This is a genomic window from Nocardioides sp. Soil774, assembly GCF_001428125.1.
Classification (GTDB): domain Bacteria; phylum Actinomycetota; class Actinomycetes; order Propionibacteriales; family Nocardioidaceae; genus Nocardioides.
Map to the genome: position 1 here is coordinate 302,279 of NZ_LMSM01000008.1, position 25,559 is coordinate 327,837.

The 25,559-nt window shown below is 72.3% G+C and carries 21 protein-coding genes; 11 read left to right on the plus strand and 10 right to left on the minus strand.

What is annotated here, in order from left to right:
* The first annotated feature begins 2 nt into the window (after window positions 1–2).
* Window positions 3–1,214 carry a hypothetical protein gene (locus ASG76_RS12725; RefSeq protein ID WP_162254111.1) on the plus strand — a complete coding sequence of 404 codons (1,212 nt, stop codon included), beginning with the start codon at window positions 3–5 and terminating at the stop codon, window positions 1,212–1,214.
* A gap of 64 nt (window positions 1,215–1,278) precedes the next feature.
* Here ASG76_RS12725 and rplI read toward each other — a convergent pair whose 3' ends face one another.
* The 4 genes from rplI to rpsF all read right to left on the minus strand — a co-directional run bounded on the left by rplI (window position 1,279) and on the right by rpsF (window position 3,059).
* Window positions 1,279–1,725, minus strand: coding sequence for a 50S ribosomal protein L9 (gene rplI / locus ASG76_RS12730; RefSeq protein WP_056603686.1), 447 nt, complete (start codon window positions 1,723–1,725; stop codon window positions 1,279–1,281).
* A gap of 14 nt (window positions 1,726–1,739) precedes the next feature.
* Window positions 1,740–1,976: a 30S ribosomal protein S18 gene (gene rpsR, locus ASG76_RS12735; protein WP_056603689.1), complete on the minus strand. Its 237-nt coding sequence runs from the start codon at window positions 1,974–1,976 to the stop codon at window positions 1,740–1,742.
* A 74-nt stretch (window positions 1,977–2,050) separates the two neighbouring features.
* Complete coding sequence (locus ASG76_RS12740; RefSeq protein WP_056603692.1) at window positions 2,051–2,656, minus strand: single-stranded DNA-binding protein; 606 nt, start codon at window positions 2,654–2,656, stop codon at window positions 2,051–2,053.
* A 112-nt stretch (window positions 2,657–2,768) separates the two neighbouring features.
* Complete coding sequence (gene rpsF, locus ASG76_RS12745) at window positions 2,769–3,059, minus strand: 30S ribosomal protein S6 (protein WP_056603695.1); 291 nt, start codon at window positions 3,057–3,059, stop codon at window positions 2,769–2,771.
* 215 nt (window positions 3,060–3,274) lie between these two features.
* On the opposite strand from rpsF, the gene ASG76_RS12750 reads away from it, so the two are divergent.
* Both ASG76_RS12750 and ASG76_RS12755 read left to right on the plus strand, forming a co-directional pair.
* Window positions 3,275–4,231, plus strand: a complete 957-nt coding sequence (locus tag ASG76_RS12750) for a protein kinase domain-containing protein (protein WP_157559098.1) — start codon at window positions 3,275–3,277, stop codon at window positions 4,229–4,231.
* Window positions 4,228–5,037: a deoxyribonuclease IV gene (locus tag ASG76_RS12755; RefSeq protein WP_056603702.1), complete on the plus strand. Its 810-nt coding sequence runs from the start codon at window positions 4,228–4,230 to the stop codon at window positions 5,035–5,037. The genes ASG76_RS12750 and ASG76_RS12755 overlap by 4 nt, the downstream gene beginning before the upstream one ends.
* Before the next feature lie 15 nt (window positions 5,038–5,052).
* On the opposite strand, the gene ASG76_RS19610 is transcribed toward ASG76_RS12755, so the two are convergent.
* The gene (locus tag ASG76_RS19610) at window positions 5,053–5,706 is read right to left on the minus strand and encodes a class F sortase (protein WP_056603705.1); all 654 of its coding nucleotides are present in this window, start codon (window positions 5,704–5,706) and stop codon (window positions 5,053–5,055) included.
* Entirely contained in the window at window positions 5,699–6,898 is a 1,200-nt protein-coding gene (locus ASG76_RS12765; protein WP_056603709.1) for a hypothetical protein, read from the minus strand. Before ASG76_RS12765 ends, ASG76_RS19610 begins: the two co-directional genes overlap by 8 nt.
* Window positions 6,899–7,237: 339 nt before the next feature.
* Between ASG76_RS12765 and ASG76_RS12770 the strand changes: the two genes are divergently transcribed.
* Both ASG76_RS12770 and ASG76_RS12775 read left to right on the plus strand, forming a co-directional pair.
* Window positions 7,238–8,386: a lipid II:glycine glycyltransferase FemX gene (locus ASG76_RS12770; protein WP_235529583.1), complete on the plus strand. Its 1,149-nt coding sequence runs from the start codon at window positions 7,238–7,240 to the stop codon at window positions 8,384–8,386.
* A complete protein-coding gene (locus ASG76_RS12775; protein ID WP_056603717.1) occupies window positions 8,383–9,471 on the plus strand; it encodes an alanine racemase in 1,089 nt (362 codons plus the stop codon). Before ASG76_RS12770 ends, ASG76_RS12775 begins: the two co-directional genes overlap by 4 nt.
* Here ASG76_RS12775 and ASG76_RS12780 read toward each other — a convergent pair.
* Both ASG76_RS12780 and ASG76_RS12785 read right to left on the minus strand, forming a co-directional pair.
* Window positions 9,382–10,617, minus strand: a complete 1,236-nt coding sequence (locus tag ASG76_RS12780; protein ID WP_157559099.1) for a hypothetical protein — start codon at window positions 10,615–10,617, stop codon at window positions 9,382–9,384. The two genes, ASG76_RS12775 and ASG76_RS12780, sit on opposite strands and share 90 nt — an antisense overlap.
* Before the next feature lie 14 nt (window positions 10,618–10,631).
* The gene (locus tag ASG76_RS12785) at window positions 10,632–12,971 is read right to left on the minus strand and encodes a transglycosylase domain-containing protein (protein WP_056603721.1); all 2,340 of its coding nucleotides are present in this window, start codon (window positions 12,969–12,971) and stop codon (window positions 10,632–10,634) included.
* Window positions 12,972–13,042: 71 nt separating this feature from the next.
* Here ASG76_RS12785 and ASG76_RS12790 point away from each other — a divergent pair, with 71 nt between their 5' ends.
* The 3 genes from ASG76_RS12790 (at window position 13,043) to ASG76_RS12800 (ending at window position 18,722) form a co-directional block, all read left to right on the plus strand.
* Window positions 13,043–13,687 (plus strand): PadR family transcriptional regulator, encoded by a 645-nt coding sequence (locus ASG76_RS12790; RefSeq protein ID WP_056603724.1) that lies wholly within the window; start codon window positions 13,043–13,045, stop codon window positions 13,685–13,687.
* Between the two features lie 48 nt (window positions 13,688–13,735).
* Window positions 13,736–14,821: an inositol-3-phosphate synthase gene (locus ASG76_RS12795; protein WP_056603728.1), complete on the plus strand. Its 1,086-nt coding sequence runs from the start codon at window positions 13,736–13,738 to the stop codon at window positions 14,819–14,821.
* Window positions 14,822–14,984: 163 nt separating this feature from the next.
* Window positions 14,985–18,722 carry a PKD domain-containing protein gene (locus ASG76_RS12800; protein WP_056603731.1) on the plus strand — a complete coding sequence of 1,246 codons (3,738 nt, stop codon included), beginning with the start codon at window positions 14,985–14,987 and terminating at the stop codon, window positions 18,720–18,722.
* 70 nt (window positions 18,723–18,792) lie between these two features.
* Here ASG76_RS12800 and ASG76_RS12805 read toward each other — a convergent pair whose 3' ends face one another.
* Complete coding sequence (locus ASG76_RS12805) at window positions 18,793–19,356, minus strand: TetR/AcrR family transcriptional regulator (RefSeq protein ID WP_056603734.1); 564 nt, start codon at window positions 19,354–19,356, stop codon at window positions 18,793–18,795.
* Window positions 19,357–19,437: 81 nt separating this feature from the next.
* Here ASG76_RS12805 and ASG76_RS12810 point away from each other — a divergent pair, with 81 nt between their 5' ends.
* Entirely contained in the window at window positions 19,438–20,115 is a 678-nt protein-coding gene (locus ASG76_RS12810) for an NADPH-dependent F420 reductase (protein WP_056603738.1), read from the plus strand.
* A 10-nt stretch (window positions 20,116–20,125) separates the two neighbouring features.
* On the opposite strand, the gene ASG76_RS12815 is transcribed toward ASG76_RS12810, so the two are convergent.
* A complete protein-coding gene (locus tag ASG76_RS12815; protein ID WP_235529613.1) occupies window positions 20,126–21,547 on the minus strand; it encodes a CCA tRNA nucleotidyltransferase in 1,422 nt (473 codons plus the stop codon).
* A 109-nt stretch (window positions 21,548–21,656) separates the two neighbouring features.
* Here ASG76_RS12815 and ASG76_RS12820 point away from each other — a divergent pair, with 109 nt between their 5' ends.
* Window positions 21,657–23,924 carry a DUF6049 family protein gene (locus ASG76_RS12820; RefSeq protein WP_056603744.1) on the plus strand — a complete coding sequence of 756 codons (2,268 nt, stop codon included), beginning with the start codon at window positions 21,657–21,659 and terminating at the stop codon, window positions 23,922–23,924.
* A complete protein-coding gene (murJ, locus tag ASG76_RS12825) occupies window positions 23,921–25,552 on the plus strand; it encodes a murein biosynthesis integral membrane protein MurJ (protein WP_056603748.1) in 1,632 nt (543 codons plus the stop codon). The genes ASG76_RS12820 and murJ overlap by 4 nt, the downstream gene beginning before the upstream one ends.
* Window positions 25,553–25,559: the final 7 nt, after the last annotated feature.

The window sequence follows — 25,559 nt, forward strand, 5'->3', positions numbered from 1 at the left end:
CCGTGACCGACGACCTTGGGGGACACATGGCTCGACAGACGGCTCGACACCGCACCGCCCGCCACCTGGCACTGGTGGCCCTGCTCGCAGGCGCCCTCGTGCCGCTCGGCGCAGCTCGGGCCGCCGCCAGCCCGGGATGCCTCGACGAGACCCGGCCGCCGCTGGTCCCCGGCCTGCCTCTGCCGGGGGGCGACGGCTGCGACGACAGCACCCCGCCCGAGACCGCGGTCGTGCCGTCCACCGCGCCCAACGCGGCCGGCTTCGTCCGCGTCACGACGATGAGCTTCACCGTGAGCGTCCAGGTGGGCGACGGGGACGCCGGTCCCTTCGGCGTCGAGTGCAGGCTGGTCGGTCCGGCCCAGGCCCATGACTGGCGCGCCTGCGCCAGCCCGGTGACGTACGCCGGACTGCCCGACGGCTCCTACTCCTTCGCGGCTCGTGCGGTCGACCTCGGCGACCGGGCGCTCACACCGGACGACGGCCTGCCGCCGACCGTCACCGACACCCCCGACGAGGACACCACTCCCGCGACCCTGGCCTGGACCCAGGACACCCGGGCTCCCTTCGTCTTCGTCACCCAGAGCGCCTACGACGAGGAGACGCCGACGCAACCCGTCGTCACCTCGGACCCGGTGCCGGTCAGGCTCAACAGCAGCGAGGCGGGTTCGACCTTCGAGTGCACGGACGACGGGGACTCCGTGCCGTGCTCGGGCCCGCGCTGGGAGCTCGCCCACCCACAGGCCGGACGCCACGTCATCCGCGCGCGGACCGTCGACCGCGCCGGCAACGCGAGCGCCTGGTCCGAGCCCGTCGAGTTCTTCGTGCCCCGCGACCTCCGCCGCTCACGCGGGTGGAAGGCGGTGCGCGACGCGGCCTACGTCGACGGTGACGCCCTGCGGGCCACCCGGCGCGGCGTACGTCTCGTGGTGCCGCGCGCCACCGTCGGCGAGCTGCGGCTCATCGCGCCCCGCGGCCCCCGGCTCGGCAAGGTCCGGCTCCGCGTCGGGCGGGGTGACTGGCACGTGGTCGACCTCGCAGGTGCGCGGTCGCCGCTGCAGCAGTACGTCGTCCTCGACCGCTACTCCGGCACGCGGAAGGGCAAGGTCGTCATCGAGACGCTGAGCAACAAGCCGGTGGTCGTCGATGCCGTGGTGGCACGGCCCAACCGGTTCCCGCGCGAGACGGTGGCGCGGCGTCCACAGCTCTCCAGGTAGTCCCGGAACGCCGAACGGCCCGCCGCCTCCGAGGAGGCAGCGGGCCGTGCGGATGGTGCGTGGGTCAGGCGGGGACGACGTTGAGGGCCACCGTGGCGGACACCTCGTCGTGCAGCTTGACCGAGACCTCGTGGGCACCGAGCGACTTGATCGGGTTGGCCACGACGATCGTGCGGCGGTCGACCTTCTCGCCCGAGACCTCGGAGATCGCGTCGGCGATCTCCGCGGTGGTGACGGCGCCGAACAGGCGGCCTCCCTCACCGGCACGGACCTTCACGTTGACCGCGTTGGCCTCGAGCTTGGCCTTGACCTGGCCTGCGTGGTCCGCGTCGCGGACCGCACGGGCGGTGCGGGCAGCCTTGATCGACTCGATGGTCTTCTCGCCGCCGCGGCTCCACTTGATGCCGAGGCCACGCGGGACGAGGTAGTTGCGGCCGTAGCCGTCCTTGACCTCGACCACGTCGCCGGGGGCGCCGAGGCCGTCGACTTCCTGCGTCAGGATGAGCTTCATGTCTCGTGCTCCTCTCAGCGACCGGTGGACGTGTAGGGCAGCAGGGCGAGCTCGCGCGCGTTCTTGACGGCGATGGCCACGTCGCGCTGGTGCTGGACGCAGTTGCCGGTCACGCGACGGGCGCGGATCTTGCCACGGTCGGAGATGAACTTGCGGAGCAGCGTGGTGTCCTTGTAGTCGACACCGGTCGCCTTCTCCTTGCAGAACTGGCAAACCTTCTTCTTGGGCTTGCGCAGAATTGCCTTGGCCATTGTGGTGCTCCCTTTCAGTGAGCCCGGCCCTGAAGGCAATCAGGGACGGAATGGAATGTGGGTGTGGTGCTGGATCAGAAGGGGGGCTCGTCGTTGCCGCCGCTGACCCCGGGCGTGGCCCACGGGTCGTTGGGCGGAGCGGACTGACCGCCACCCTGGGCGCCCTGGGACTGACCGCCCCAGCTGCCGCCGCCACCGGACTGCGAGGGAGCCGGGCTGGCCCACGGGTCGTCGGCCGGCGCGGACTGCTGCCCGCCACCGCCCGAGTAGCCGGCGCCACCGCCGCCACCGGAGTAACCACCGGTGCCGCCCGAGCGCTGCGTCTTGGTGACCTTGGCCGATGCGGAGCGCAGCGACGGGCCGACCTCCTCGACGTCGATCTCGAACACGGTGCGCTTCTCACCCTCGCGGGTCTCGTACTGACGCGACTTGAGGCGACCCTGGACGATCACGCGCATGCCCCGCTGGAGGGACTCGGCGACGTTCTCCGCGGCCTGGCGCCACACAGCGCACGAGAGGAACAGCGTGTCGCCGTCCTTCCACTCGTTGCTCTGGCGGTCGAAGGTCCGCGGCGTCGACGCGATCCGGAAGTTGGCCACGGGCGCCCCCGAGGGGGTGAAGCGCAGCTCCGGGTCGTCGACGAGGTTGCCGATGACGGTGATCGTGGTCTCGCCTGCCATGTCAGGTCTCCTCAGAATGTCCTGCTGATCCGGGTGCTCCCGGTGATGCGCCCATCAAACAGGCACTCACCGACAGCGGGAAGGTGTTCTCCACAGATGCCTGCGAGGGCGATCAGTGGGCGTCGGGACGCATGACCTTCGTGCGCAGGATCGACTCGTTCAGCGTGAGCTGGCGGTCGAACTCCTTGACCGTCGCGGGCTCGGCCGTCAGCTTGATGACGGCGTAGATGCCCTCGGCGTTCTTCTTGATCTCGTACGCCATCCGGCGACGACCCCACACGTCGAGCGACTCGATCGAGCCACCGTCCTTGCGGATCACGTTGAGGTACTTGTCGAGCGACGGCTCGATGGTGCGCTCGTCGAGACTCGGGTCGAGGATGACCATCACTTCATAGGCACGCATAGCGGTCTCCACCTCCTCTGGGCTAGAGCGGCCACGGGCTTTCCGTGGCAGGAGGGACTGTGCGTTCGCGGCGCGTGTACGACGTGGGTCGTGCACCGCGGTCACCCGAAGGCAACCGGGGAAGGCTACCAGCGCACGCGCCGGCCGCAGGAATCGCTGCAGAGGCCCTGTGGAGGACGCCGGCACCGATGCGCGGATCGTCCTAGCCTCGTGGGGTGCCACATGTCCTGCCCCGAGTCGGCGCCGCCACGCCGTCGCGACCATCGGTGGTCGTGGCCGGTCGCTACACCCTGCTCGACCAGGTGGGCACCGGAGGCATGGGCTCGGTGTGGCGCGCGCACGACGAGCGCACGGGGCACCACGTCGCGGTCAAGGTCCTGGGCCGGCACAGCTCGGCGCTCCTCGCGCGGTTCGTGCGGGAACAGGCGATCCGGGTGCGCCACCCCCACGTCGTGGCGCCGCAGGGCTGGGCGGCCGAGGACGACCTGGTCGTGCTGGTGATGGAGCTGGTCGCGGGCGGCTCGGTCGCCGACCTGCTGCGCGAGCACGGGCCGCTGGACGCCGGGACGGCTGCGCTGCTGCTCGACCAGCTGCTGCAGGGGCTGTCAGCGGTCCACGGCGCCGGCCTGGTGCATCGCGACGTCAAGCCCGCCAACCTGCTGCTCGAGGCGACCGGCGACGACACCCCCCACCTGCGCCTGGGCGACTTCGGCGTCGCCGCACCCGTCGCGGATCGCCGGTTCACCACGGTGCCCGGGGCGATCGGCACCGACGGCTACATGGCGCCCGAGCAGGCACGCGGCGCGCCTCCGGAGCCGACCCAGGACCTCTACGCCGTCGGACGGGTGGGGCTCGAGCTCGTGACCGGGCTCCCGCCGGCACGCCAGCGCGAGGTCCCCTCGCACCCCCTGCGCCCGCTGCTCGAGCGGCTCCTGGTGGCCGACCCCGAGCAGCGGCTCGCGACGGCGGAGGCGGCACTGCGCCTGTTGCGGCGGCTCCCCGTGCCCCCGGCGGCGTACGCACCCGTCCCCGACCGCCTCGGTCCAGCGCCGGGACGGCGCCGCGCGTGGGTCGGCCCGCGCGACGTCGACTGGGTGGGGTGGTGCGCCGTCGCCGCCCTCCTCGCCGTCGTCGCGGGTTGTCTGCGGGTGCTCCTAGGCTGGGCCGCATGAGCCAGAGCGCGCTGTCCGTCGGAGCCCACGTCGACCAGAGCGACCCGCTCGCCGAGGCCGCGGCGCGCGGGACGTCGCTCGTGCAGTTCTTCCTCGGCGACCCGCAGGGCTACAAGGGCCCCGAGATCCGCTACGCCGGTGGGGCGGACGCCCTGCGCGCAGACGCCGAGCAGGCGGGTGTCGACCTCTACGTCCACGCGCCCTACATCGTCAACGTCGCCACGACCAACAACCGGATCCGCATCCCGAGCCGCAAGCTGCTGCAGCAGCACATGGACGCCGCGGCCTCGATCGGGGCGAAGGGACTGATCGTCCACGGCGGGCACGTCAACAAGACCGACGACCCGACGGTGGGCTTCGACAACTGGCGCAAGGCCGTCGAGGCCACCGACCTCAAGGTCCCGCTGCTCATCGAGAACACCGCCGGCGGCGACAACGCGATGGCCCGCCACCTCGACCGGATCGCCGGGGTGTGGGACGCCATCTCGTCGGCCGAGGGTGCGGAGATGGTCGGCTTCTGCCTCGACACCTGCCACGCCTGGGCGGGCGGCATCGAGCTCGGTGACGCCGTCGAGCGGATCAGGGCGATCACCGGCCGCATCGACCTCGTCCACGCCAACGACTCCCGCGACGACTTCGGCTCCGGCGCCGACCGGCACACCAGCTTCGGCCAGGGCCACCTGCCCGCCGACGAGCTCGCGGGCGTCGTGCGCGAGGCCGGCGCGCCCGTCATCTGCGAGACGCCGGGCGGAGCGGCCGAGCACGTGGCCGACTTCGCGTGGCTGCGCGAGCGAGTCGGAGCGTAGGAGCCGCCGATCGGCTCAGGCGGCGGGGCGCGCGACGACCACGAGGTTGCTGCGGTAGGCCGAGCCGTCCCAGTCCTCGCAGGTGATCAGCACGAGGCGGGCAGGTCCCGACCGGCCGAACACGCGGGTGTTCTCCCGCGCGAGCTCGGCGCGGCTCAGCACCCGCACCGACGCGACGTCGTACGCGAGCCGGCTGCGGCCGGTCCGCACCACGACCTCGTCCCCGGGGGCGAGCTGCTCGAGGTCGTCGAACGCCCCACCGCCGGTGTGGACGGTGTGACCGGTCAGGACCGCGGCACCATGCGGGCTGCCGGGCTGCCTGCCGCCTGACCACCAGCCGATCTGTCGCGGGTCCGACGGCGGGTTCAGCGCACCGTCCTCGGTCGTGATCGGCGAGACCGCCGCCCGTACGCCGAGCGCGGGGACGACGATCGACCGCGGACGCCCGGCCGGTCCCGACGGCTGCCCGGCCTCGGACGGCGCTACGGCTGCCGCGCGGTCCAGCCGGGCAGCGGGCGCGGCCCCCGCCCCCGTGGACCCGGCCGGCGCGGCTGCGTCGGAGCCGCCCCAGCCGGTGTGGGTCAGCACCCCTCCGGCGACCAGGAGGGTGGCCGCTGCGAGGAGCAGCGGCCACCTCCGGTGCCGAGCGGTGCGAGAGGCCTCAGCCACGGGCGCGGGTCCACCCCAGACGCCCGGTGATCGCGCCCAGGACGAGCAGCATCATGCCAAGCAGCGCGGTGGCGCCCCCATCCCGGACGGCGGTCGTGCTGCTGCCTGCCGCACCGGCGTTGACCGCAGTGGGGAGCGCCTCGTTGTTCGGGCCGTTCCTGCGGGCCGTGCTCGGGGCCACCTGCGCTCCGAACGCCTGGACGCCCAGCACCTCGGGGGCGGTCTCCGGGGCGGTCTCCGAGCCCGGGGCCTCCGCGGTCTCCGCCTCGACCTCGGGCGCGGGCGAGGAGGTCTCCTGGTCCGGCGTGGTGGAACCCGGGGTGGTCGGCGTCGTCCCGCCCTCGGTGGGGGGAGTGGTCGGCGTCGTCGGCGTCGGAGCCGCGCAGCCCTCGACCCAGAAGACCTTGGACTTGGTGTCGTTGCCGATCGAGCCAGGCGTGTGGATGGTCAGCTTGACGTGGTAGCCCTGCTGCGGGTGCGGCGCACCGGTGAAGGACAGCGTGTACTGCTGCCGTCCGTCGAGACCGGTCGCGGTGCCGGCACCGGACGCGGGGTCGCCGCCCACGAAGACCTGGGACGGTCCGCTGACCGTCATGCCGACGCCCGTGGTCGGCGCCTGCTCGGCGAAGGAGACCGTCGAGATGATGTCGGCGCCCTGGTCGAAGCCGTACCACTCGACGAGGAACGAGCACCCGACGTGGGGGGTGTTGTTGGGGATGCCGTCGAAGTCGCCGAGCGGCGCGATCTTCACCGTGCCGTTGTTGCCGGCCGGGTCGTTCGACGACGAGGGCGCACCGCCGTTGCCGGGGTTGCTGCCGCCCTGGTTGGTGCTGCCCGAGCTGTTGCCGCCCGGGTTGTCCTTGCCGGGCTTCCCAGGCTTGGCGGGCTTGCCCTGGCCGGCGGGGTGGGACGGGCCGTTGCCGGCGTTGCCGTTGCCGTGGTTGCCCTTGCCATTGCCGGCATCGCCGGGGGCCGGGGTGCCGGGCGCCGGGGCGCCGGGGTTGCTGGCGTTGCCGTTGCCGTTGCCGTTGCCGGGGCTGGCCGGGGGCTGGCCCTGGCCCTGGCCCTGTGCCGGCGACTGCGCGTTGCCGGGGTCGGCCTGGGCGGCGGGTGCCAGCGCGAGCGAGCCCATGCAGAGCAGGGCGGCCACGCTGAGGCTGGACGTGCGGGTGATGCTGTGCGCGATGGACATCGGTTTCTCTCCCCTGTGACGAGACGGTGCGGGTGGCGCCGTCCCGGTGTGGAACGCCGGCGCGATAACGCCGTCGTGGACTCAGATCGGTCGATCCGGGGCCCCGAGCTCCCAAACGCCGGTGCCTCTGATCACTCTGTGCAACGGGCATGGCCCGAACGGGCTATGGCCTCCTCACCCCGATGGTTGAGTTCTTGATGACTTCTTGACGAACCGCTCGGAGGTCTCGTGAAGAAAGTCGGCCCCGACGTGCAACCGATGCACGCCGTGCGACGTCTCTAGTCACAAGGGGCCAGACACGTACGGGGGTCGTGCCTGGCCCCTTGTAGCCTTCTCGGGGTGACGACCCCCCTGACACTGCGCCCCGTCTCCGCGCAGGAGCACCGCGACTTCATCGCCGGCCAGTCGTCCGCCAGCTTCCTCCAGACGCCGGCGTGGGCCAGCGTGAAGGCGGAGTGGCGCTCGGAGTCGGTCGGCTGGTTCCGCGGGAGCGACGGGCGCAGCGAGATGGTGGGCGTGGGTCTCGTGCTCTACCGCCAGCTGCCCAAGGTCCGGCGCTACCTCGCCTACCTCCCCGAGGGCCCGGTCATCGACTGGTCCGGTGACGACCTCGAGTCCTGGCTGACCCCCCTCGTCGCCCACCTCAAGGCCAAGGGCGCCTTCGCGGTCCGCATGGGGCCCCCGGTGGTCACCCGGCGCTGGTCGGCCGACCAGGTCAAGGCCGGCATCGCCGACGAGTCCGTGCGCTGCCTCGGCGACGTACCTCCCCTGGAGCGCTCGCAGGACGGCGCCTGCGTGATCGCCCAGCTGCACGAGCTGGGCTGGCAGCAGCAGAGCGCGGAGGGCGGCTTCTCGGCCGGGCAGCCGCAATTCAACTTCCAGATCCCCCTGGTCGACGGCGAGGGCGGCCCGCGCAGCGAGGACGACGTCCTGGCGGGCATGAACCAGCTGTGGCGCCGCAACATCAAGAAGGCCGACAAGGCCGGCGTCGAGGTCGCGCTCGGCGAGCGCCACGACCTCAAGGCCTTCCACGACCTCTACGCCCACACCGCGGAGCGCGACCACTTCACGCCCCGTCCGCTCTCCTACTTCGAGACGATGTACGACGCGCTCATCGCCGAGGACCCCGACCGCATCCAGCTCTGGCTGGCCCGCCACGAGGGCGACCTGGTCGCGGCCACCATCGCGATCCGCGTCGGCACCCACGCGTGGTACTCCTACGGTGCCTCGTCGACCGAGAAGCGCGAGGTGCGCGGGTCCAACGCCGTGCAGTGGGCGATGATCCGCCACGCGCTCGCGGCCGGCGCCCACGTCTACGACCTGCGCGGCATCACCGAGACCCTCGACGCCGACGACCCCCACGTCGGCCTCATCCAGTTCAAGGTCGGCACCGGCGGCCAGGCCGTGGAGTACGCCGGCGAGTGGGACTTGCCCATCAACCGGGCGATCTACAAGGCCTTCCAGCTGTACCTGGCGAGGCGCGCATGAGCCTCACGCTCCGCGTCGACGGCGAGCGGTGGCGCGCCCACCTGCTCGCGACCGCCACCCGCCACCCGGGCATCGTGCCGGTGGCCAAGGGCAACGGCTACGGCCTGACCCTGGGCCGGCTCGCGCGCCGCGCGCAGTGGCTGGCCGACCACGTCGAGCGCACCGGCGCGCGTCTCGACATGCTCGCGGTGGGCACCTACGACGAGGTCGGCGAGGCCGCGAGCCGCTACGACGGCGACCTGCTCGTGCTCACCCCGTGGCGCCCCTTCGGCGCCGCCCTCGACCTCGATGCGCGCACGACCTCGCGGGTGGTGCACACCGTCAGCCGTCCCGAGGACCTGACCGCGCTGCTGGAGCGCGACCCGGACGCCCGCTTCGTCCTCGAGCAGCTCACCTCGATGCGCCGCCACGGGATGACGCGGCGCGACCTCGCGGTCGCCGCCGACGTCGTACGCCGCCACGGTGGCGAGCGCGGCGGCCTGCGGGGCGTGGCGATGCACCTGCCGCTCAACACCACGTCGCACCTCGGCGAGGTGAGCCGGCTGGTCAACGACATCGTCGCCTCGGGCCTGCCCGCCCGCACCGTGTTCGTCTCGCACCTCACCCACGACGAGCACGCCCGGCTGGCCACGACGTACCCCGACTTCACGGTGCGCCCGCGCATCGGCACCGACCTCTGGCTCGGTGACCGCGGGGCGTTGTCGGTGAGCTCGACCGTGCTCGACGTGCACGAGGTCGAGCGCGGGGAGGCCTTCGGCTACCGCCAGCGCAGCGCGCCCAAGCACGGCCACATCGTCGTGGTCAGCGGCGGCACCGCGCACGGCATCGGCCTGGAGGCACCGACCGGTGACCAGTCGTTCAAGGCCCGCGCCGCGACGCTGGCACGCGGCGGCATGGACGCGGTCGGGTTCGTGCGCTCCCCGTTCTCCATCGACGGCAAGCAGCGGCTCTTCGCCGAGCCCCCGCACATGCAGGCCTCGATGCTCTTCGTGCCCTCAGGCGCGCGCGTGCCCCGCATCGGGGAGGACATCGAGGTCCGGGTGCGCTTCACCGCGACCGACTTCGACCGCGTCGTCATCGACTGAGGCTGCGCGCAGCAGCGCGACGACGAGCCACAGCAGGCCCGCCACGCGCAGCACGACCGCCAGCCAGTAGGCCCGGGCGTCGTCGGCGACCGTCGGCACCAGCGCCTGCCCGACGTACCACCCGGTGATCACCGAGCTCACCAGGTGCAGGCCCTGCCACACCAGCAGGTCGCGCCACCGTGGCACGGCGACGGCGGCCAGCGGGAGAACGAGCAGGGCCGACTCGGGTGGGGCGGAGGGGGCCACGACGAGGGCGGCGGCCAGCAGGAGGAGTCCGGCGCGGGCACTGGCGACGACGGTCGGGCGACCTGAGCGCCGCACCACCCACCACGCCGCCGCGGCGGCCAGCGCCAGGACGGCGAGCTGCACGACCGTCCGCGAGGTGCGCGAGCCGCCGAACCCCATCTGCTGCAGGAGCAGCCACACCGACCCGATGTCGGGCACCTCGCCATGACCGCGCCCGGGCAGCGTCACCACGACGTACGCCGCTGCTGCCGCGACGAGCGCGTCGACGCGGTCGCGCAGGCGACCGCCCACGGCGACGACCCCGACGGCCGCGACGGCCACGGGCAGCGCGAAGGCCGCCCCGATCCCGGCGCCGACCCCGGCCAGCCAGCCACGCCCGGACGTCCAGCCCCAGAGCAGCACGGCGACGCCGACGGCGGCGACGAGGTCCCAGGAGAGCCAGTGGACGAGCAGCACCGGGGACAGCGCCCACCCCGCGGCCCCCCAGGGTCGGCGTACGTCGGTGCGCGCGAGCAGCGCGGTGGCCAGCAGGGCGAGCCCGGCCAGCACCACGGCGAGGGCGGCGGTGGTCGCGACGGTGCCGGAGCCCGGGCCGAACCCCGCGAGACGCTCGAGCCAGGTGGTGACGTGCGGAGGGGTGCCCGCGTCGATCGCCGTGCCGGCCAGGTCGGACCAGCACATCTGCGCGAAGGGCTGGTCCTGCTTGCCCCACCCCGACGGCACGCACGCCGACTTGGCGAGCATGCCCGCGCCGAGGACGACCGCGGTCGCCCCGAGCAGGGCACGCGAGGCGTCCCACCAGCGGTGGGACCCCGCCCGGGTGCCCGCCGGTCCCCCGACGACCGCCGACATCGTGGCGGCCACCGGGTCGGTGCGCGTCGGCGCTCCCGCGTCGTGCACGTCCACCGCCGACCTCAGGGGCGGAGGTCCGCCACGGACCCGCGTTGCTCCACCCGGCCCGCCGGTGTGGTCGGGCTGGTCGGCGCGGGCGTGGTGGGCGCCGGCGTCGTCGGCGCCGGAGTGGGCGCCGGCGTGGTCGGCACCGGGGTCGTGGGCACCGGGGTCGTGGGCACCGGCGTGGTGGGCACCGGCGTCGGCGTCTCGGTGGGCGTCGGCGTCTCGGTCGGGGACTCCGTCGGCTGCCCCACCGTCGGCTCCTTGGTGGGCTGCTTGGTCGGCTGCTTGGTGGGCTGCGGCGACGGGGGTGCCGGCGGCGGGGTGTACTCGTGGCCGTCCTCGGGCGCGTCGCCGTCGACGTAGGCGGGCTCCGGGAAGTCCTCGACCTCCATGCCGTCCATGACCCGCTGCATGATCCCGGTCCAGGTCTGGGCGGGATAGACCGCACCGAAGTAGGACGGCAGCCACCCGTCGATCTGGTCGTCTCCGTCGCCGCGGACGTACATCACTGCCGTCGCCATCTGCGGGGTGTAGCCGGCGAACCAGGACGAGGACACGTGCTCGTCCTCGCCACCCGTGGCGGTGCCGGTCTTGCCGGCGGCGGGGCGGCCGAGCTCGAGGGCCGCCTGGCCGGTGCCGTTCTGGACGATCTGCTGCATCACGTAGGACGTGTCGGCCGCGATGTCCTCGTCGACCGCGCGGCGGTTGGCCGGCTTGTACTCGTAGAGGGTCCTGCCGTCCTTGTCGACGACCTTCTGCACGACGTGGGCGTCGGCGCGCTCGCCGCCGTTGGCGATGGTGGCGTAGGCGTTGGCCATGTTGATCGGGCTGACCCGGCCCTTGCCCAGGGTGATCAGCGTGTCCGACGGGCTGAAGTCGACCGACTTGTCGGGGATGCCGGGGTACTTCTTCGACGGCGTCTCGCCCGGGATCCCGAGCGCGCGCGCCATGTCGTAGATCGCGGCGGGGCCGTCGTTCATCGAGTCCGACATGTCGACGAAGGCCGTGTTGATCGACTCCTCGCCCGCCGTCACCAGGCTCACCGCGGAGCCGTAGTCGTTGCCGAGGCCGTCGCTGCCGGTGCCCTCGTTGCGCACCTCGGTGCCGTCGGGGAACTCGTAGGGCGAGTCGCCCTGGAAGGTGTCCTCGAGCGAGAAGCCCTGCTTGATCGCGGCCGCCACGGTCAGCGGCTTGATGGTCGAGCCCGCCATGCCGCCTGTCGCGGCCCAGTTGATCTGCGACTGGAGGTAGTCCTGGCCGCCGTAGAAGCCGCGCACCGCGCCGGTGCCGACCTCGATCGTCGCCGCGCCGATGTGGAGCTGCTTGTCGGCGAAGCCCTCGGGCTTCTCCTCCATCACGCCGGCCTCGACGTCGGCCATCACGTCGGGGTCGAACGTCGTGGTGATGCGCAGCCCGCCGCCGTCGATCTCGCTCTCGGACACGATGCCCTTGGCGAGCAGCTCGGACTTCACCAGCGCCAGCATGTGGCCCTTCTGGCCGCCGAACTGGCTCTGCGCGGCGACCTTCGGGAACTTCGGCAGCCGCTTCAGCGCCTGGTCGCGCTCCTCGGTGGTGATGGTGCCCATCTCCGCCATGCTGTCCAGGACGTACTCGTAGCGGCCCTTGAGGTCCTCCTTGGCCTGCTTGCCGTTGGCCGGGTCGTACTTCGAGGGGTTGTTGAGCACCGTGGCGAGCACGGCCGACTCACGCAGGCTGAGGTCCTTGGCGGGGTGGCCGAAGAACGCCTTCGACGCGGCCTGGATGCCGTAGGCCCCGCGGCCGAAGTAGATGGTGTTGAGGTATCCCTCGAGCACCTCGGTCTTGCTGAGCTGCTGCTGGATCTTGAGCGAGACGACCGCTTCCTTGATCTTGCGCTTGTAGCTCTGCTCGCTGCTCAGGTAGAGGATCTTGACGTACTGCTGGGTGATCGTCGAGGCACCCTGGCGGGCGTTGCCGCGGGCGTTGGAGAACAACGCGCGCAGGATGCCCTTGGGGTCGATGCCCTTGTCGGTCCAGAAGGTCTGGTTCTCCGCGGCGACCACCGCGTCCTGGATCGAGTCGGGCATCTCCCTGATCGGGATCGACTCGCGGTTCTGGTCCTCGTAGTAGGTGCCGAGCTGCTGCTTGCCGTCGGCGTAGTAGACGAACGTCGTCTGCGCCTGGAAGGCGGAGTTGGGCGTGGGGATGCCGATCGCCTGGTAGAGCACGACGACCGCGCCGCCCAGCACCAGCGCGCCGACCACGCCGAGCACGGCGAGGACCTTGGCGACCTTGGCGGCCCGCTGCTTGCCCGTACGTCGTGGCTTCGGCCGCTTGGTCTGCGCCGGACCGGCGGCCCTCCGCTTGTTCTGAGTCACCGGGCAAGGGTACGGGTGAGGCTCGGCAGTCCCGATTCGTCACCTGCGGATATATCGCTACGATAGGTCGTATGGCACGCCGTGGAGACACCATCGAGCTCGCAGTCCTCGGACTGCTGCACGAGGGACCCATGCACGGCTACGAGCTGCGCAAGCGGCTCAACCTGATGCTCGGCTGGGGCCGCGTGCTGTCCTACGGCTCGCTCTACCCGGCGCTGAAGAAGATGCTGCGCGCCAACCTCATCACCGAGGTCACCGCGTCCGCTGCGGGTGCCACCCCGGTGAGCCGGCGCCCCCGGATCACCTACGAGGTCACCGAGCTCGGCAACGAGCACTTCCAGCGGCTCATGTCGGAGGTGGGTCCGACCGCGTGGGAGGACGACAACTTCGACATCCGGTTCGCCTTCTTCTCCTCCACCGACATGGAGATCCGGCTCCGGGTGCTGGAGGGGCGGCGCTCGCGGCTCCAGGAGCGGCTCGCCCGCGTGCAGGGCGAGCTCGAGCGCACCCAGGCCGAGGTCAACCGCTACGCCGCCGAGCTCCAGCGGCACGGCGTCGAGTCGGTCGAGCGCGAGGTGCGCTGGCTCTCGGACCTGATCCGCGCCGAGCGCGGCGACGGGTCGCAGGGTTCCTCGTCCGTCACGCCCCCCGCAGCACCCACCGCACCATCCACCACCCCACGGGCCGCCGGTGGCGTCCCGGCCACCAACGACTGACCACGAGTCATGCGTCCAGTCGAGACCAGTAGAGAGAAGGAGAGCCCCATGGGTTCGGTACGAGTAGGGATCGTCGGGGTCGGCAACTGCGCCACCTCCCTCATCCAGGGCGTTGAGTACTACAAGGACGCGGACCCGACCGGGACCGTTCCGGGGCTCATGCACGTCGTCTTCGGCGACTACCACGTCAAGGACGTCGAGTTCGTCGTCGCCTTCGACGTCGACGACAAGAAGGTCGGCAAGGACCTGTCCGAGGCGATCAACGCCTCGGAGAACAACACCATCAAGATCGCCGACGTCCCGACGCTCGGCATCGAGGTCAAGCGCGGCCCCACCCTCGACGGCCTCGGCAAGTACTACCGCCAGACCATCGAGGAGTCGGGCGCCGAGCCCGTCGACGTCGTGCAGGCGCTCAAGGACGCCGAGGTCGACGTCCTCGTGTCCTACCTCCCCGTGGGCTCGGAGGAGGCCGACAAGTTCTACGCCCAGTGCGCGATCGACGCGGGCGTGGCCTTCGTCAACGCACTGCCCGTCTTCATCGCCTCCGACCCGGTCTGGGCCAAGAAGTTCGAGGACGCCGGCGTCCCGATCGTCGGCGACGACATCAAGAGCCAGGTCGGTGCCACCATCACCCACCGCGTGATGGCGAAGCTGTTCGAGGACCGCGGCGTCGCGCTGGACCGCACCTACCAGCTCAACGTCGGCGGCAACATGGACTTCAAGAACATGCTCGAGCGCGAGCGCCTGGAGTCCAAGAAGGTCTCCAAGACCCAGGCCGTCACCTCCAACCTCGAGGGCTCGCTGGCCGGCGTCGGCGCCGACGACCGCAACGTCCACATCGGCCCGTCCGACTACGTCGCGTGGCTCGACGACCGCAAGTGGGCCTACGTCCGCCTCGAGGGTCGCGCCTTCGGTGACGTCCCGCTCAACCTCGAGTACAAGCTCGAGGTCTGGGACTCCCCCAACTCGGCCGGCATCATCATCGACGCCGTCCGCGCGGCCAAGATCGCCAAGGACCGCGGCATCGGTGGCCCGATCCTCCCCGCCTCGGCCTACCTCATGAAGTCCCCGCCGGTGCAGATGGCCGACGACCTCGGTCGCGCCGAGCTGGAGAAGTTCATCAAGGGCGAGTGACGCCCGCGTCGTACGACGCTGCAGCAGGCGGCCCCGCAGGTCCACGTCCCGGACCTGCGGGGCCGCTGGCGTCTCCGGGTCGTGCGTAACCTCCCTCGTCCCGGCGTCGTTCTTTGGTCACCTGACGCAGTCTTCGAGCGCGTCCCGTCACCGAGGAAGCACGATGCCCCGTTCACGACGGCTCGCGGCCACCGCCGCGACCACCCTCCTCGCCGGCCTGCTGACCGCCACCGCGGTCGTCGGCACCGGCTCCGCCCACGCGGCAGCGGCAGGCGCTCCCGCCGCCGCGCGGTCCACGACCGTGGTGTCCGAGGGCACCGTCGGTGGCCTGGACGTCGAGAACTCCTTCGTCTCCGCCGTCGGTTGGGTCAAGCCCGGTGACACCTACCCCTCGCGGATCATCGTGCGCAACACCTCGCCCGCGACCGTGGACGGCGCGACCGTCACCGTGACCGCACCGGCGGGGAGCACGATCCTCCGCGCCGGGACCACCGACGTCGGCGCGGCGACGTACACCTGGCAGGTGGGCAGCCTGGCTGCGGGAGCCTCGCGCACGCTGGTCCTCGAGAGCCGCGCCGCCTCCCTGGACGAGCTGGCCACGGTGGTGTGGCGCGACCTGTCCACCAAGGCCACCGTCACCGTCGGCGCCGCGACGAAGGCGCTGACCAGCCACGGCCCCAAGGTCATCCCGCCGGGCGAGGAGTACGACACCGCCCGCTACGGCGACCGCCCGTTCCCCGTGGTCCCGGTCGCCTACACCGACCGCGACTACATCGCGCACGACGCGACGCTCGACCAGGTCCTCAACGACCCGGCCAACCCGGGCTCGACCTTCAACCTCTACCAGGAGATGAGCCTGGGCCAGCTCTACCCCGAGGGCACCGTCCCCTCGACCGGCAAGGCGTCCGCCGACTTCAACTACGCCCCCGGGTTCCCCTTCAGCACGGTGCAGCCCGGCCAGACGTGCACGGGTGGTGTGACCTACGCCGACAGCCCGGTCCCGGCCCGGGGCACGCCGCTCTACCCGCAGCGCATCGCCGACGGCGTCTACCAGCTCCCCGGCAACACGGCCTACTACGGCGCCGACGCCAACGGCTCGGCCCTGACCGGCTCGCTCGCCGGCGTGGGCGCGCTCCAGGCCATCGACTCCGGCTGCGGACCGGCCGGCAAGCTCGTCCTCGACGCGGCCGCGATCGCCGACCCCGAGATCGACTACTCCGACTACGACACCGACAAGGACGGGGTCGTCGACTTCTTCATGGCCGTCTTCGCCGGCTGCGGGGGCAACGGCGCCTCGCAGCTGTCGGTCGCCGGGTGCCCGCAGGACTACGGCGTCGCGCCCTACGACAACGTCTGGCCGCACTCGTCGAGCCTGGAGTTCTACTACTCCGACCCGAAGACCAACCTGCCCGGCTTCGCCACCGACGACCAGCTCAAGGACCTCGAGGGCCGTCCGCTCTGGTACACCGACACCACCTACTCCGACATGACGACGACCGACAAGGGCGAGGACCTGAAGGTCTACGTGCGCATCGGCCCCTACAACGTCAACCCGGAGACCGCGATCGACGCCGCGAGCGTGATCTCGCACGAGTACGGCCACTCCCTCGGCCTGCCCGACTTCTACTCCACCGGAAGCCGCGAGACCTACGGCGACTGGAACCTGATGGCCACCGACAAGTCCCACCACATCGACGCGTTCGGCCGCCAGGAGCTCGGCTGGGTGGTGCCGGAGGTGCTCGACTCCTCGCGCACCGAGACCGGCATCACCGACTCCAAGCAGGACACCGACACGATCGCGTGGCAGCGGCCTGACGGGACGGCGTACACCCTCACCGAGGGACAGGACGGTGTCGGCCGGGTGCAGAACTCGCAGATGTACGTCGCCAAGCTCCCGGGCCGGGTCCTCCTCGACCCCGCCAAGTTCGACACCGGTGACATGGCGTCGGCGTCGCACACCTGGTGGTCGCGCTCGGGCAATGACTTCGGGTGCGCCAAGGACCCCGGCAAGGGTCACAACATCGACGTGGCCGTGCCCGAGGTGGCCTCGCTCCCCGCGGGCACGACCCTCACGGCCGACTTCAAGTCCATGTGGGACATCGAGTGGGACTACGACTACGGCTTCGTGCTCACCTCCACCGACGGCGGCCAGAGCTTCACCTCCCACCCCTCGGAGAAGGGCTACACCACCTCGAACACCGATCCGCTCGCCGGCAACCCCAACCAGAACGCCTGCCAGCAGGCCTTCGACAACGGGATCACCGGGACCTCGGGCTCCTACCAGGCCGGCTCCGAGGCCTTCGACCGCAAGGCCGGCAACACGCCCGACATGGTCTACCTCGCCGACAGCTACGACATCTCCGACCTCGTCGGCTCCGACAGCCCCGTGCTGCGCTTCAGCTATGCCACCGACCCCGGCCTGGCCCGGCCCGGCTGGTTCATCGACGACCTGAGGATCACCGCGACGCTCCCGGACGGCTCGACGCGCGAGATCTACGGCACCGACTTCGAGACCAGCGGCTCACCCGAGGACCCGCGCATCTTCAACGGCGGCTGCCGGGCCGACGGCCCCGGCGCCCAGTGCACCCAGGGCTGGCAGTACGTCGCCGCGGGCGCGGAGGGACCCTCCGACCACGCCTACTACATGGAGATGCGCGACCGCTCCGGCTTCGACCTCGACGGCAACGGACAGATCGACCGCGACCCCATCGCGTTCGCGTCCGGCTTCTACACCGCCTACACCGACGAGGCCCACGGCTACGGCAACGCCGGCACCGACGACCCGCCGGCGCAGTCGCCGCTCGACAGCCAGCCGGAGCCGGGCAGCAACACGCCCGACCTCTCCGACGCCGCCTGGACCGCAGCGCCCGGCGACTCGCACTTCTCCGACGGCGGTGCGGGATGGACCGACAACTACGCCGACCCGACCAGCGGGTCCGGCAACTGGGACTTCGACTACGACTGCCTGGGCTTCGACGTGCTCCGGATGACCGGCAACGGTGACGGCACAGTGGCCGGGGAGGGACCCGAGGCAGCCGATGGCGACCTCACCGGCGACGTGCGCTTCACCCTCGGCGCCGGGTGCGGCACCTTCGACTACGGCTACGGCGACGAGGTCCTGCCGGACGCCAACACGGCCCCGAAGGCCGTCGCCACCGCCACGCCGACGAGCACGTCGACCGGCAGCACCGTCACCCTGGACGCCTCCGCCAGCACCGACGCGGAGACCCCGGGCGCACTGACGTACTCGTGGGACCTCGGTGACGGGGGCACCACGAAGGACGCCGAGGGTGCGATGGTCCGGCACGCCTGGAACGAGCCGGGCACCTACGACGCCACCGTCACGGTCTCCGACGCTGCCGGGCTCACCGACCGCGCGACCGTCCGGGTGACCGTCGTCGCCGCCGGGACCACTCCCACTCCCGGCCCCACGCCCGGCCCCACTCCCGGCCCGGGTCCCGACCCGGTTCCGACCCCTGGCGGGACCGACCAGCCCGAGCTCACCACCACGTCCGTGCCGCCGGCGGGGCTGACCCGGCGCCAGCCCTGCCAGGGCAGGGCCGTGGGGCACCTCGGCAGCTGGCGGGTGGTGCAGGGCCGCGCACCCGGCGGCAGCTACTGCGACAACGGCGGCACGCGCCAGGGGCGCGACGTTCTGCGGCTCGGCTTCCGTGGCGACGCGGTCGACGTCGTGTTCGGGCGGGCGCGACGCGGCGGCAGGGCGGTGCTCTTCGTCGACGGCGAGCGGGTGGGCACCCTCTCGTTCGCCGGCCGGCGGGACCGGCCCCACCTCGACCGGCACGCCGTCATCAGCGGCCTGGGCGACGGGCGCCCGCACCGCCTGCGCCTGGTCGTGAAGCGAGGACGGGCCTTCGTCGAGGGCTTCCGGACCCTCGGCTGAGGCCGGCCCCGACCCGGTCGGCTCGGGGGCGGCCCCGCAGGTCCACGCGACCTGCGGGGCCGCCGCCGGGTCAGGCGGTCGCGGCCGCCACGAGCAGGCGAGCGGTGGCCCGGGCGTCCTCGGCCACGCGCGGGTCGGCCGAGAGGGCACCGTCGGCCAGCCCGCCGTCGAGCAGCAGGGTCAGGGTCCGCGCCAGGCCGGCCGGGTCGGCGGCACCCGCCTGGTCCGCCAGGTCGGCGACCCAGGTGCGCACCGACTCCTTGTGCGCGACCGTGCGCTGGTGCACCGCGGTGCCCGGCACCGACTCGGCGGCGGCGTTGATGAAGGCACAGCCGCGGTAGCCCTCGCGCCGGCACGCGCTCGCGAGCGCGTCGAACATGCCGACCAGCTGCTCGCCGGGGGCGTCGCCCGCCGCCCGCGCGGCGTCGCGCAGCTGGCCGCTCCAGATCGTGTCGACCTTGTCGAGGTAGGCCAGGACCAGCTCGTCCTTGGCCGGGAAGTGCTTGTAGAAGGTCGCCTTCGCGACCCCCGACTCGGCGATGATCAGGTCCACGCCCACCGCGCGGATCCCCCGGGCGTAGAACAGCGCGAACGCGGTCTGGAGGATGCGGTCACGGGCGGGGACGACGGCCATGGGTTGATGGTAGACAGATCTGTCTGCTAACGTCCACCTCGAGGCAGACAGACCTGTCTGCCCTGGACGAAGGAATCACTCATGGACATCGCAGTGCTCGGCACCGGCATGGTCGGCCAGGCCCTCGCCGGCGGCCTTACCCGGCTCGGCCACTCCGTCACCGTCGGCACGCGTGACCCCGGGGCCACGCTCGCCCGCACCGAACCCGACGGCATGGGCAACCCGCCCTTCGCCGCCTGGCACGCCGAGCACGCCGACGTCGCGCTCGCGACGTACGCCGATGCCGCCGCGGGCGCCGAGCTCGTGGTGCTGGCCGGCAACGGGTCCGCGGCCCTCGACATGCTCACCGCCGCCGGGGCCGAGGCCCTCGACGGCGTGGTGCTGCTCGACATCTCCAACCCCCTCGACTTCTCCGCCGGCTTCCCGCCGAGCCTCTTCGTCAAGGACACCGACTCCCTGGGCGAGCGCATCCAGGCGAGCTTCCCCGGCCTGCGGGTCGTGAAGTCGCTCAACACGCTCACCGCGCCGCTGATGGTCGATCCCAGCCTGCTCGGGGAGCCGAGCACCGTCTTCGTCTCCGGCGACGACCCGGCGGCCAAGGCCCTGGTGACCGAGATCCTGACCGGCTTCGGCCACACCGACGTGATCGACCTCGGCGGCATCGAGACCGCGCGCGGCACCGAGATGCTGCTGCCGCTGTGGCTGCGCACCATGGGCGCCCTCGGCACCGGGATGTTCAACTTCCGGGTCGTGCGCTGAGCCGGGGCGCTCAGCCCTGGCGGGCCGCCCACCAGGCCCGGAGCGCGGCCTCGGCCTCCTCGGGCGACTTCGGCCCCTCGTCCATGCGCAGCTCGAGCAGGAACGCGTAGGCCTCGCCGACCTCACGACCGGGACCGATCCCCAGGATCGTCATGATCTGGTTGCCGTCGAGGTCGGGCCGGATGGAGGCCAGCTCCTCCTCCTCACCGAGCCGCGCGATGCGCTCCTCGAGCGAGTCATAGGTGCGGCGCAGCCGGTCGGCCTTGCGCTGGTTGCGCGTCGTGCAGTCCGCGCGGGTGAGGATGTGCAGGCGCTCGAGCTGGTCGCCGGCGTCGCGGACGTAGCGACGTACGGCGCTGTCGGTCCACTCGCCGGAGCCGTAGCCGTGGAAGCGCAGATGGAGCTCCACCAGGGTGGAGACCGCGTCGATGTCGGCGTTGGAGAAGCGCAGCGCCTTCATCCGCTTGCGGGTGAGCTTGGCGCCCACGACGTCGTGGTGGTGGAAGGTGACGGTCCCGCCGGCCTCGAAGCGACGCGTGCGCGGCTTGCCGACGTCGTGCATGAGCGCTGCGAACCGCGAGACGAAGTCGGGCCCGCCGCCGAGGCGGTGCTCGAGGTCGATCGACTGCTCCAGCACCGTGAGGGTGTGCTCGTAGACGTCCTTGTGGCGGTGGTGCTCGTCGCGCTCGAGCGCGAGCGCCGGGAGCTCGGGGAGCACGTGCGCGGCCAGGCCCGTCTCCACCAGCAGGGTCAGGCCCAGGCGCGGGTGGGGTGCGCAGACGAGCTTCACCAGCTCGTCGCGCACGCGCTCGGCCGAGATGATCTCGATGCGACCGGCCATCGCGGTCATCGCCGCGACCACGTCGGGGGCGACGGTGAAGCCGAGCTGGGCGGCGAACCGGGCGGCGCGCATCATCCGCAGCGGGTCGTCGGAGAAGGAGTCCTCGGGGGTGCCGGGGGTGCGGAGCACGCGCTCGGCGAGGTCGACGATCCCGCCGAACGGGTCGACGAACTCCCGGCTCGGCACCCGCACGGCCATCGAGTTCACCGAGAAGTCGCGTCGGCCCAGGTCGCCGGCGAGGGTCTCGCCGAAGGAGACGTCGGGGTTGCGTGAGGACGGGTCGTAGGTCTCGGAGCGGTAGGTGGTGATCTCGACCTGCCACGGACCCTTGCGGCACCCGATGGTGCCGAACTCGCGGCCCATGTCCCACACCGCGTCGGCCCACCCCTTGACGAGCCGCTCGGTGACGTCGGGGTGCGCGGAGGTGGTGAAGTCGAGGTCGTTCTGCAGCCGCCCGATCATCGCGTCGCGCACCGGGCCGCCCACCAGCGCGAGCTCCTCGCCGGCGTCGGCGAACAGCGCACCGAGCTCGTCGATCACCGAGCCGATGCGCGTCAGCTCGGTGGCGACGCGGCTCTGAATCTCGACGATCGTGAGGGGCTGCAGGGCGACGTCGGACACGACAGGCCAGTCTACGTGTCGGCCCGGGGAGCCGAGAGTCCGGCGCAGCGCAGGCTCACTGGTCCTCTAGCATCGGTGCGTGCCCCACCCGTCGTCGTTCCGTGCTGCCCTGGCGGGGCTCCTGACCCTCGGCGCCACCGCGAGCCTGGTCTGCACCGGGCTCGTCCCGCCTGCCGCGGCGACCCCCGCCGAGGACCCCGACCCCCTCGTCGTCCACATCGACACGATCAGTCCCGAGCTGCCCCGGAAGGGCGACGTCAGCATCACCGGCACGGTGACCAACGTCAGCGACGACACCTTCACCCGCGTCAACCTGCACGCCTTCTCCTCCCAGGACCCGCTCCTCGACGCCACCGCGCTGCGGGCGTCCGCTGCTCTCGACCCGAGCGTCGACGTCGGCCCGCGGGTGACGGTGCCCGGCACCTTCGACACCGTCGACGAGCTGGCGCCGGGCGAGACGGCCTCGTTCAGCGACTCGGTGCCGGTCGAGCTGCTCGGGATCCCCGACCAGGAGGGCGTCTACTGGATCGGCATCCACGCGCTGGGTGACGGCGCCGTGCCGCGCGACACGGTGGCCGACGGGCGCGCCCGCACGTTCATCCCGCGGCGTCCGTCCGGCGACGGTGTGCAGGAGGCCTCGGTCATCCTCTCGGTGCGCAGCCGCGTCTGGTACGACGAGGACGGACGCATCAGCGGTGGGGAGCGGTGGCTACGGCGTCTCGAGGAGGGCGGCAGCCTCGACGGCGTCCTCGACATGGCCGACTCGGCGGACGGTACGCCGTACAGCTGGCTGGTCGACCCCGCCGTGCTGGTCGCCCTGGTGCGGCTGGCCCATGGCAACCCCGCGCGCAGCATCGGCCCCGACACCACCGTGCCGGGACAGGAGCCCACCCCGACCGAGACCCCGACCGACGCACCCGCGACCGAGGGCACGCAGGCGCCGGGCAGCCTGACCCCGCCGCCGTCGACGGAGTCGCACGAGGGCGAGGGCTCGAGTGACGTCGACGAGGCGGTGTCCGCGGCGGCCGGAGCGTGGATCCAACGCTTCGTCACCCTCGCCGGCGACCAGCCGGTGCTGACGCTGCCCTTCGGTGACCTCGACGTCTCCGCGGCCGTGCGCAACGACCCGACCCGCTTCACCGAGGCGATGGCCCGCAGCGCCCAGGTCATGTCCGACCTGGGCCTCCCGACCCGACCCACGGTGGCGCCGACCGACGACCTGCTGAGCCCGGAGGCCATCGCCGCGACGCCCGACGACGCGCTCGTGCTGATCGGCGACAACGCGTTCGCGCTGCCGCCCGAAGCCCCCACCTCGGTGGTCCGGATGCTCGGCCACGACGTCGTGGTGACCAGCACCGGGGCCGAGGCCGGTGGCCCCGGCCCGACCGCGGCCACCGACCCGCTCGCCCTGCGCCAGCGCCTGCTCAGCGAGGCCGCCCTGCGCCTGCGCGACGACAACACCGCGCCGCTCGTGGTGACGCTGCCCACCGTGTGGCGCGGGGAGGACGCCGCCACCTTCTTCCAGCGCCTCGACCGGCCGTGGCTCGACGTGGTCCCGGTCGAGGCCGTGGCCGCCCGCACCCCGGTCGGGGTGCCGGCCTCGAGGCTGCTCTACTCCGACACCGACCGCGACGCCGAGCTCGATGCGGCGAGCTTCGCCGCCGCGACCCGGGCCACGGCCGCCTCGACGCTGCTGGAGCAGGTGCTCACCCTCCAGACCACCATCGAGCAGCAGGTCCGCGACGAGGTGCTGGTGAGCCTGTCCGAGCAGCACCGGGAGCGTCCGCGACTCGCGATCCGGGCGGCGGGCCGGGTGGAGCAGGCCCTCCAGGACGACCTGGGCCGGATCAGCATCGAGGCACCGACGGCCGTCACCCTGTCGAGCGACTCGGGGCCCTTCGGCGCCACGCTCGTCAACGGCCTCGACCAGCCCGTGACCGTGCAGGTCCGCACCACGACCGACGGCGAGCTGAGCGTCACCGGCGACGGCGAACGCCGGCTCGGCCCGCGGGCCCGCAGCGTCCTGCGCTACAAGGCCACCAGCTCCCAGGCCGGGGTGCACAGCGTGCGACTGGTCGTCACGAGCGTGGACGGCACGCCCCTCGGCTCCAGCGACGTGCTCCCGATCCGGGCCGCTCGGGTGAGCGCGCTGATCTGGATCGTGATGGCCCTCGGTGCCCTCGTGCTGTTCGGGATGATCGGCTACCGGCTGCCCGGTCAGATCCGACAGCGTCGCGCCGAGCTGGCTGCTGCGGAGCAGGCCGAGGCAGCAGCCCCCGCGGACACCACCACCCCGACCGACCTCCCGGCCGACCTCCCGGCCGACCCCGCCCCGGGCCGCGCATGAGCGACCAGCGGATCCTGGCTTCCTCGGCCGTGATGGCCGCGGGCACCGTCTTCTCCCGTGCGTCGGGCTACGTCCGCGCAGCGCTGCTCGTGGTCGCGCTCGGCTCCGGGGTGCGCGGCGACCTCTTCGCCATCGCCAACACCCTTCCCAACATGGTCTACATCCTGCTGGCGGGCGGGATCTTCAACGCGGTGCTGGTCCCGCAGCTCGTGCGCCGGATCAAGGAGGACGCCGACGGCGGCGACGCCTACGCGAGCCGGGTGATCACCCTGTCGGCGCTGTTCCTCGGTGCCGTCACGATCGTGCTGGTGCTCGCCGCGCCGCTGGTGCTGCGGCTCTACCTCAACGGCGACTACTACGAGCCCGCGCAGGCCGCCCAGCTCGAGTCCATCGTCGACCTGACCCGGTGGTGCCTGCCGCAGGTCTTCTTCTACGGCATGTACGTCCTGGTCGGGCAGGTCCTCAACGCCCGCGGCCGATTCGGGCCGATGATGTGGGCCCCGATCGCCAACAACCTGCTCTCGGTCGCCATCCTGCTCACCTACTTGCTCGTCTTCGGTCCCACCGGCAAGGGTGCCGTGCGCGACAGCGCGGTGGGCTCCTCGGCCGAGGTGCTGCTCGGCCTCGGCTCGACGCTCGGGATCGTCGCCCAGTTCCTCGTGCTGGTGCCCTACCTCCGCGCCTCCGGCTTCACCTACCGCCCGCGCTTCGACTTCCGCGACCCCGAGCTGCGCCACACCCTGCGCCTGGGCGTGTGGACGGTGCTCTTCGTGGTGGTCACCCAGCTGGCCTACCTCCGCGTGGTCTTCCTCGCCTCGGGCGGGAGCGTCGCCGGCGGCACCGGCTACCTCGTCTACTCCAACAGCCTGCTGATCATGATGGTGCCGCACGCGATCATCACCGTCTCGCTGGCGACCGCGATCCTGCCGCGCCTGTCGTCGTACGCCCACGAGGGCCGCCTCGCCGAGCTCGGCAGCACCGTCGGCTCCACCCTGCGCACCTCGCTGGCCCTGGTGCTGCCCTTCGCTGTGCTGCTGCCGATCACGGCGGTCGACGTCGCCGGGGTGGCGTTCAGCTGGGCCGATGCGCAGGAGGCCGCGCGCTTCGCGCCGACCCTGGCGGTGTTCGGGCCGGCGCTGGTCTTCTTCACCGTCCACTACTTCATGCTGCGGGGCTTCTACGCGATGGAGATGACCAGGCTCGTCTTCTTCGTCCAGCTCGCCGTCTCGGCCACCAACGTCGTCGTCGCCAGCGTCCTGGTGCCGATGGGCGACGCCACGACGACGGCCCCCCTGCTCGTGGTGGCCTACCTGACGTCGTACGTCGTCGGCGCAGCCGCGAGCTTCCTCCTCCTGCAACGCACCGTCGGGGGCCTCCAGACCGCCCAGCTCGTGCGCTTCCTCGTGCGGATGGCCATCGTCCTCGCGGCCGCCGGCGCCGTCGCCTGGCTCGTCGAGCTCTCCCTCGCCGGCCTGGGCGAGTACCCCGGACCGCTGCTGTCGCTCGTGCGGGGCGGGCTGAGCGCCGCCGCCGGGATGCTGGTCGTGCTCCTCGGTGCCCGCCTGCTGCACGTGCGCGAGGTCACCGGCCTGGTCGACACCGTCGCGGCGCGGCTGCGTCGCGGATGAGACTCCC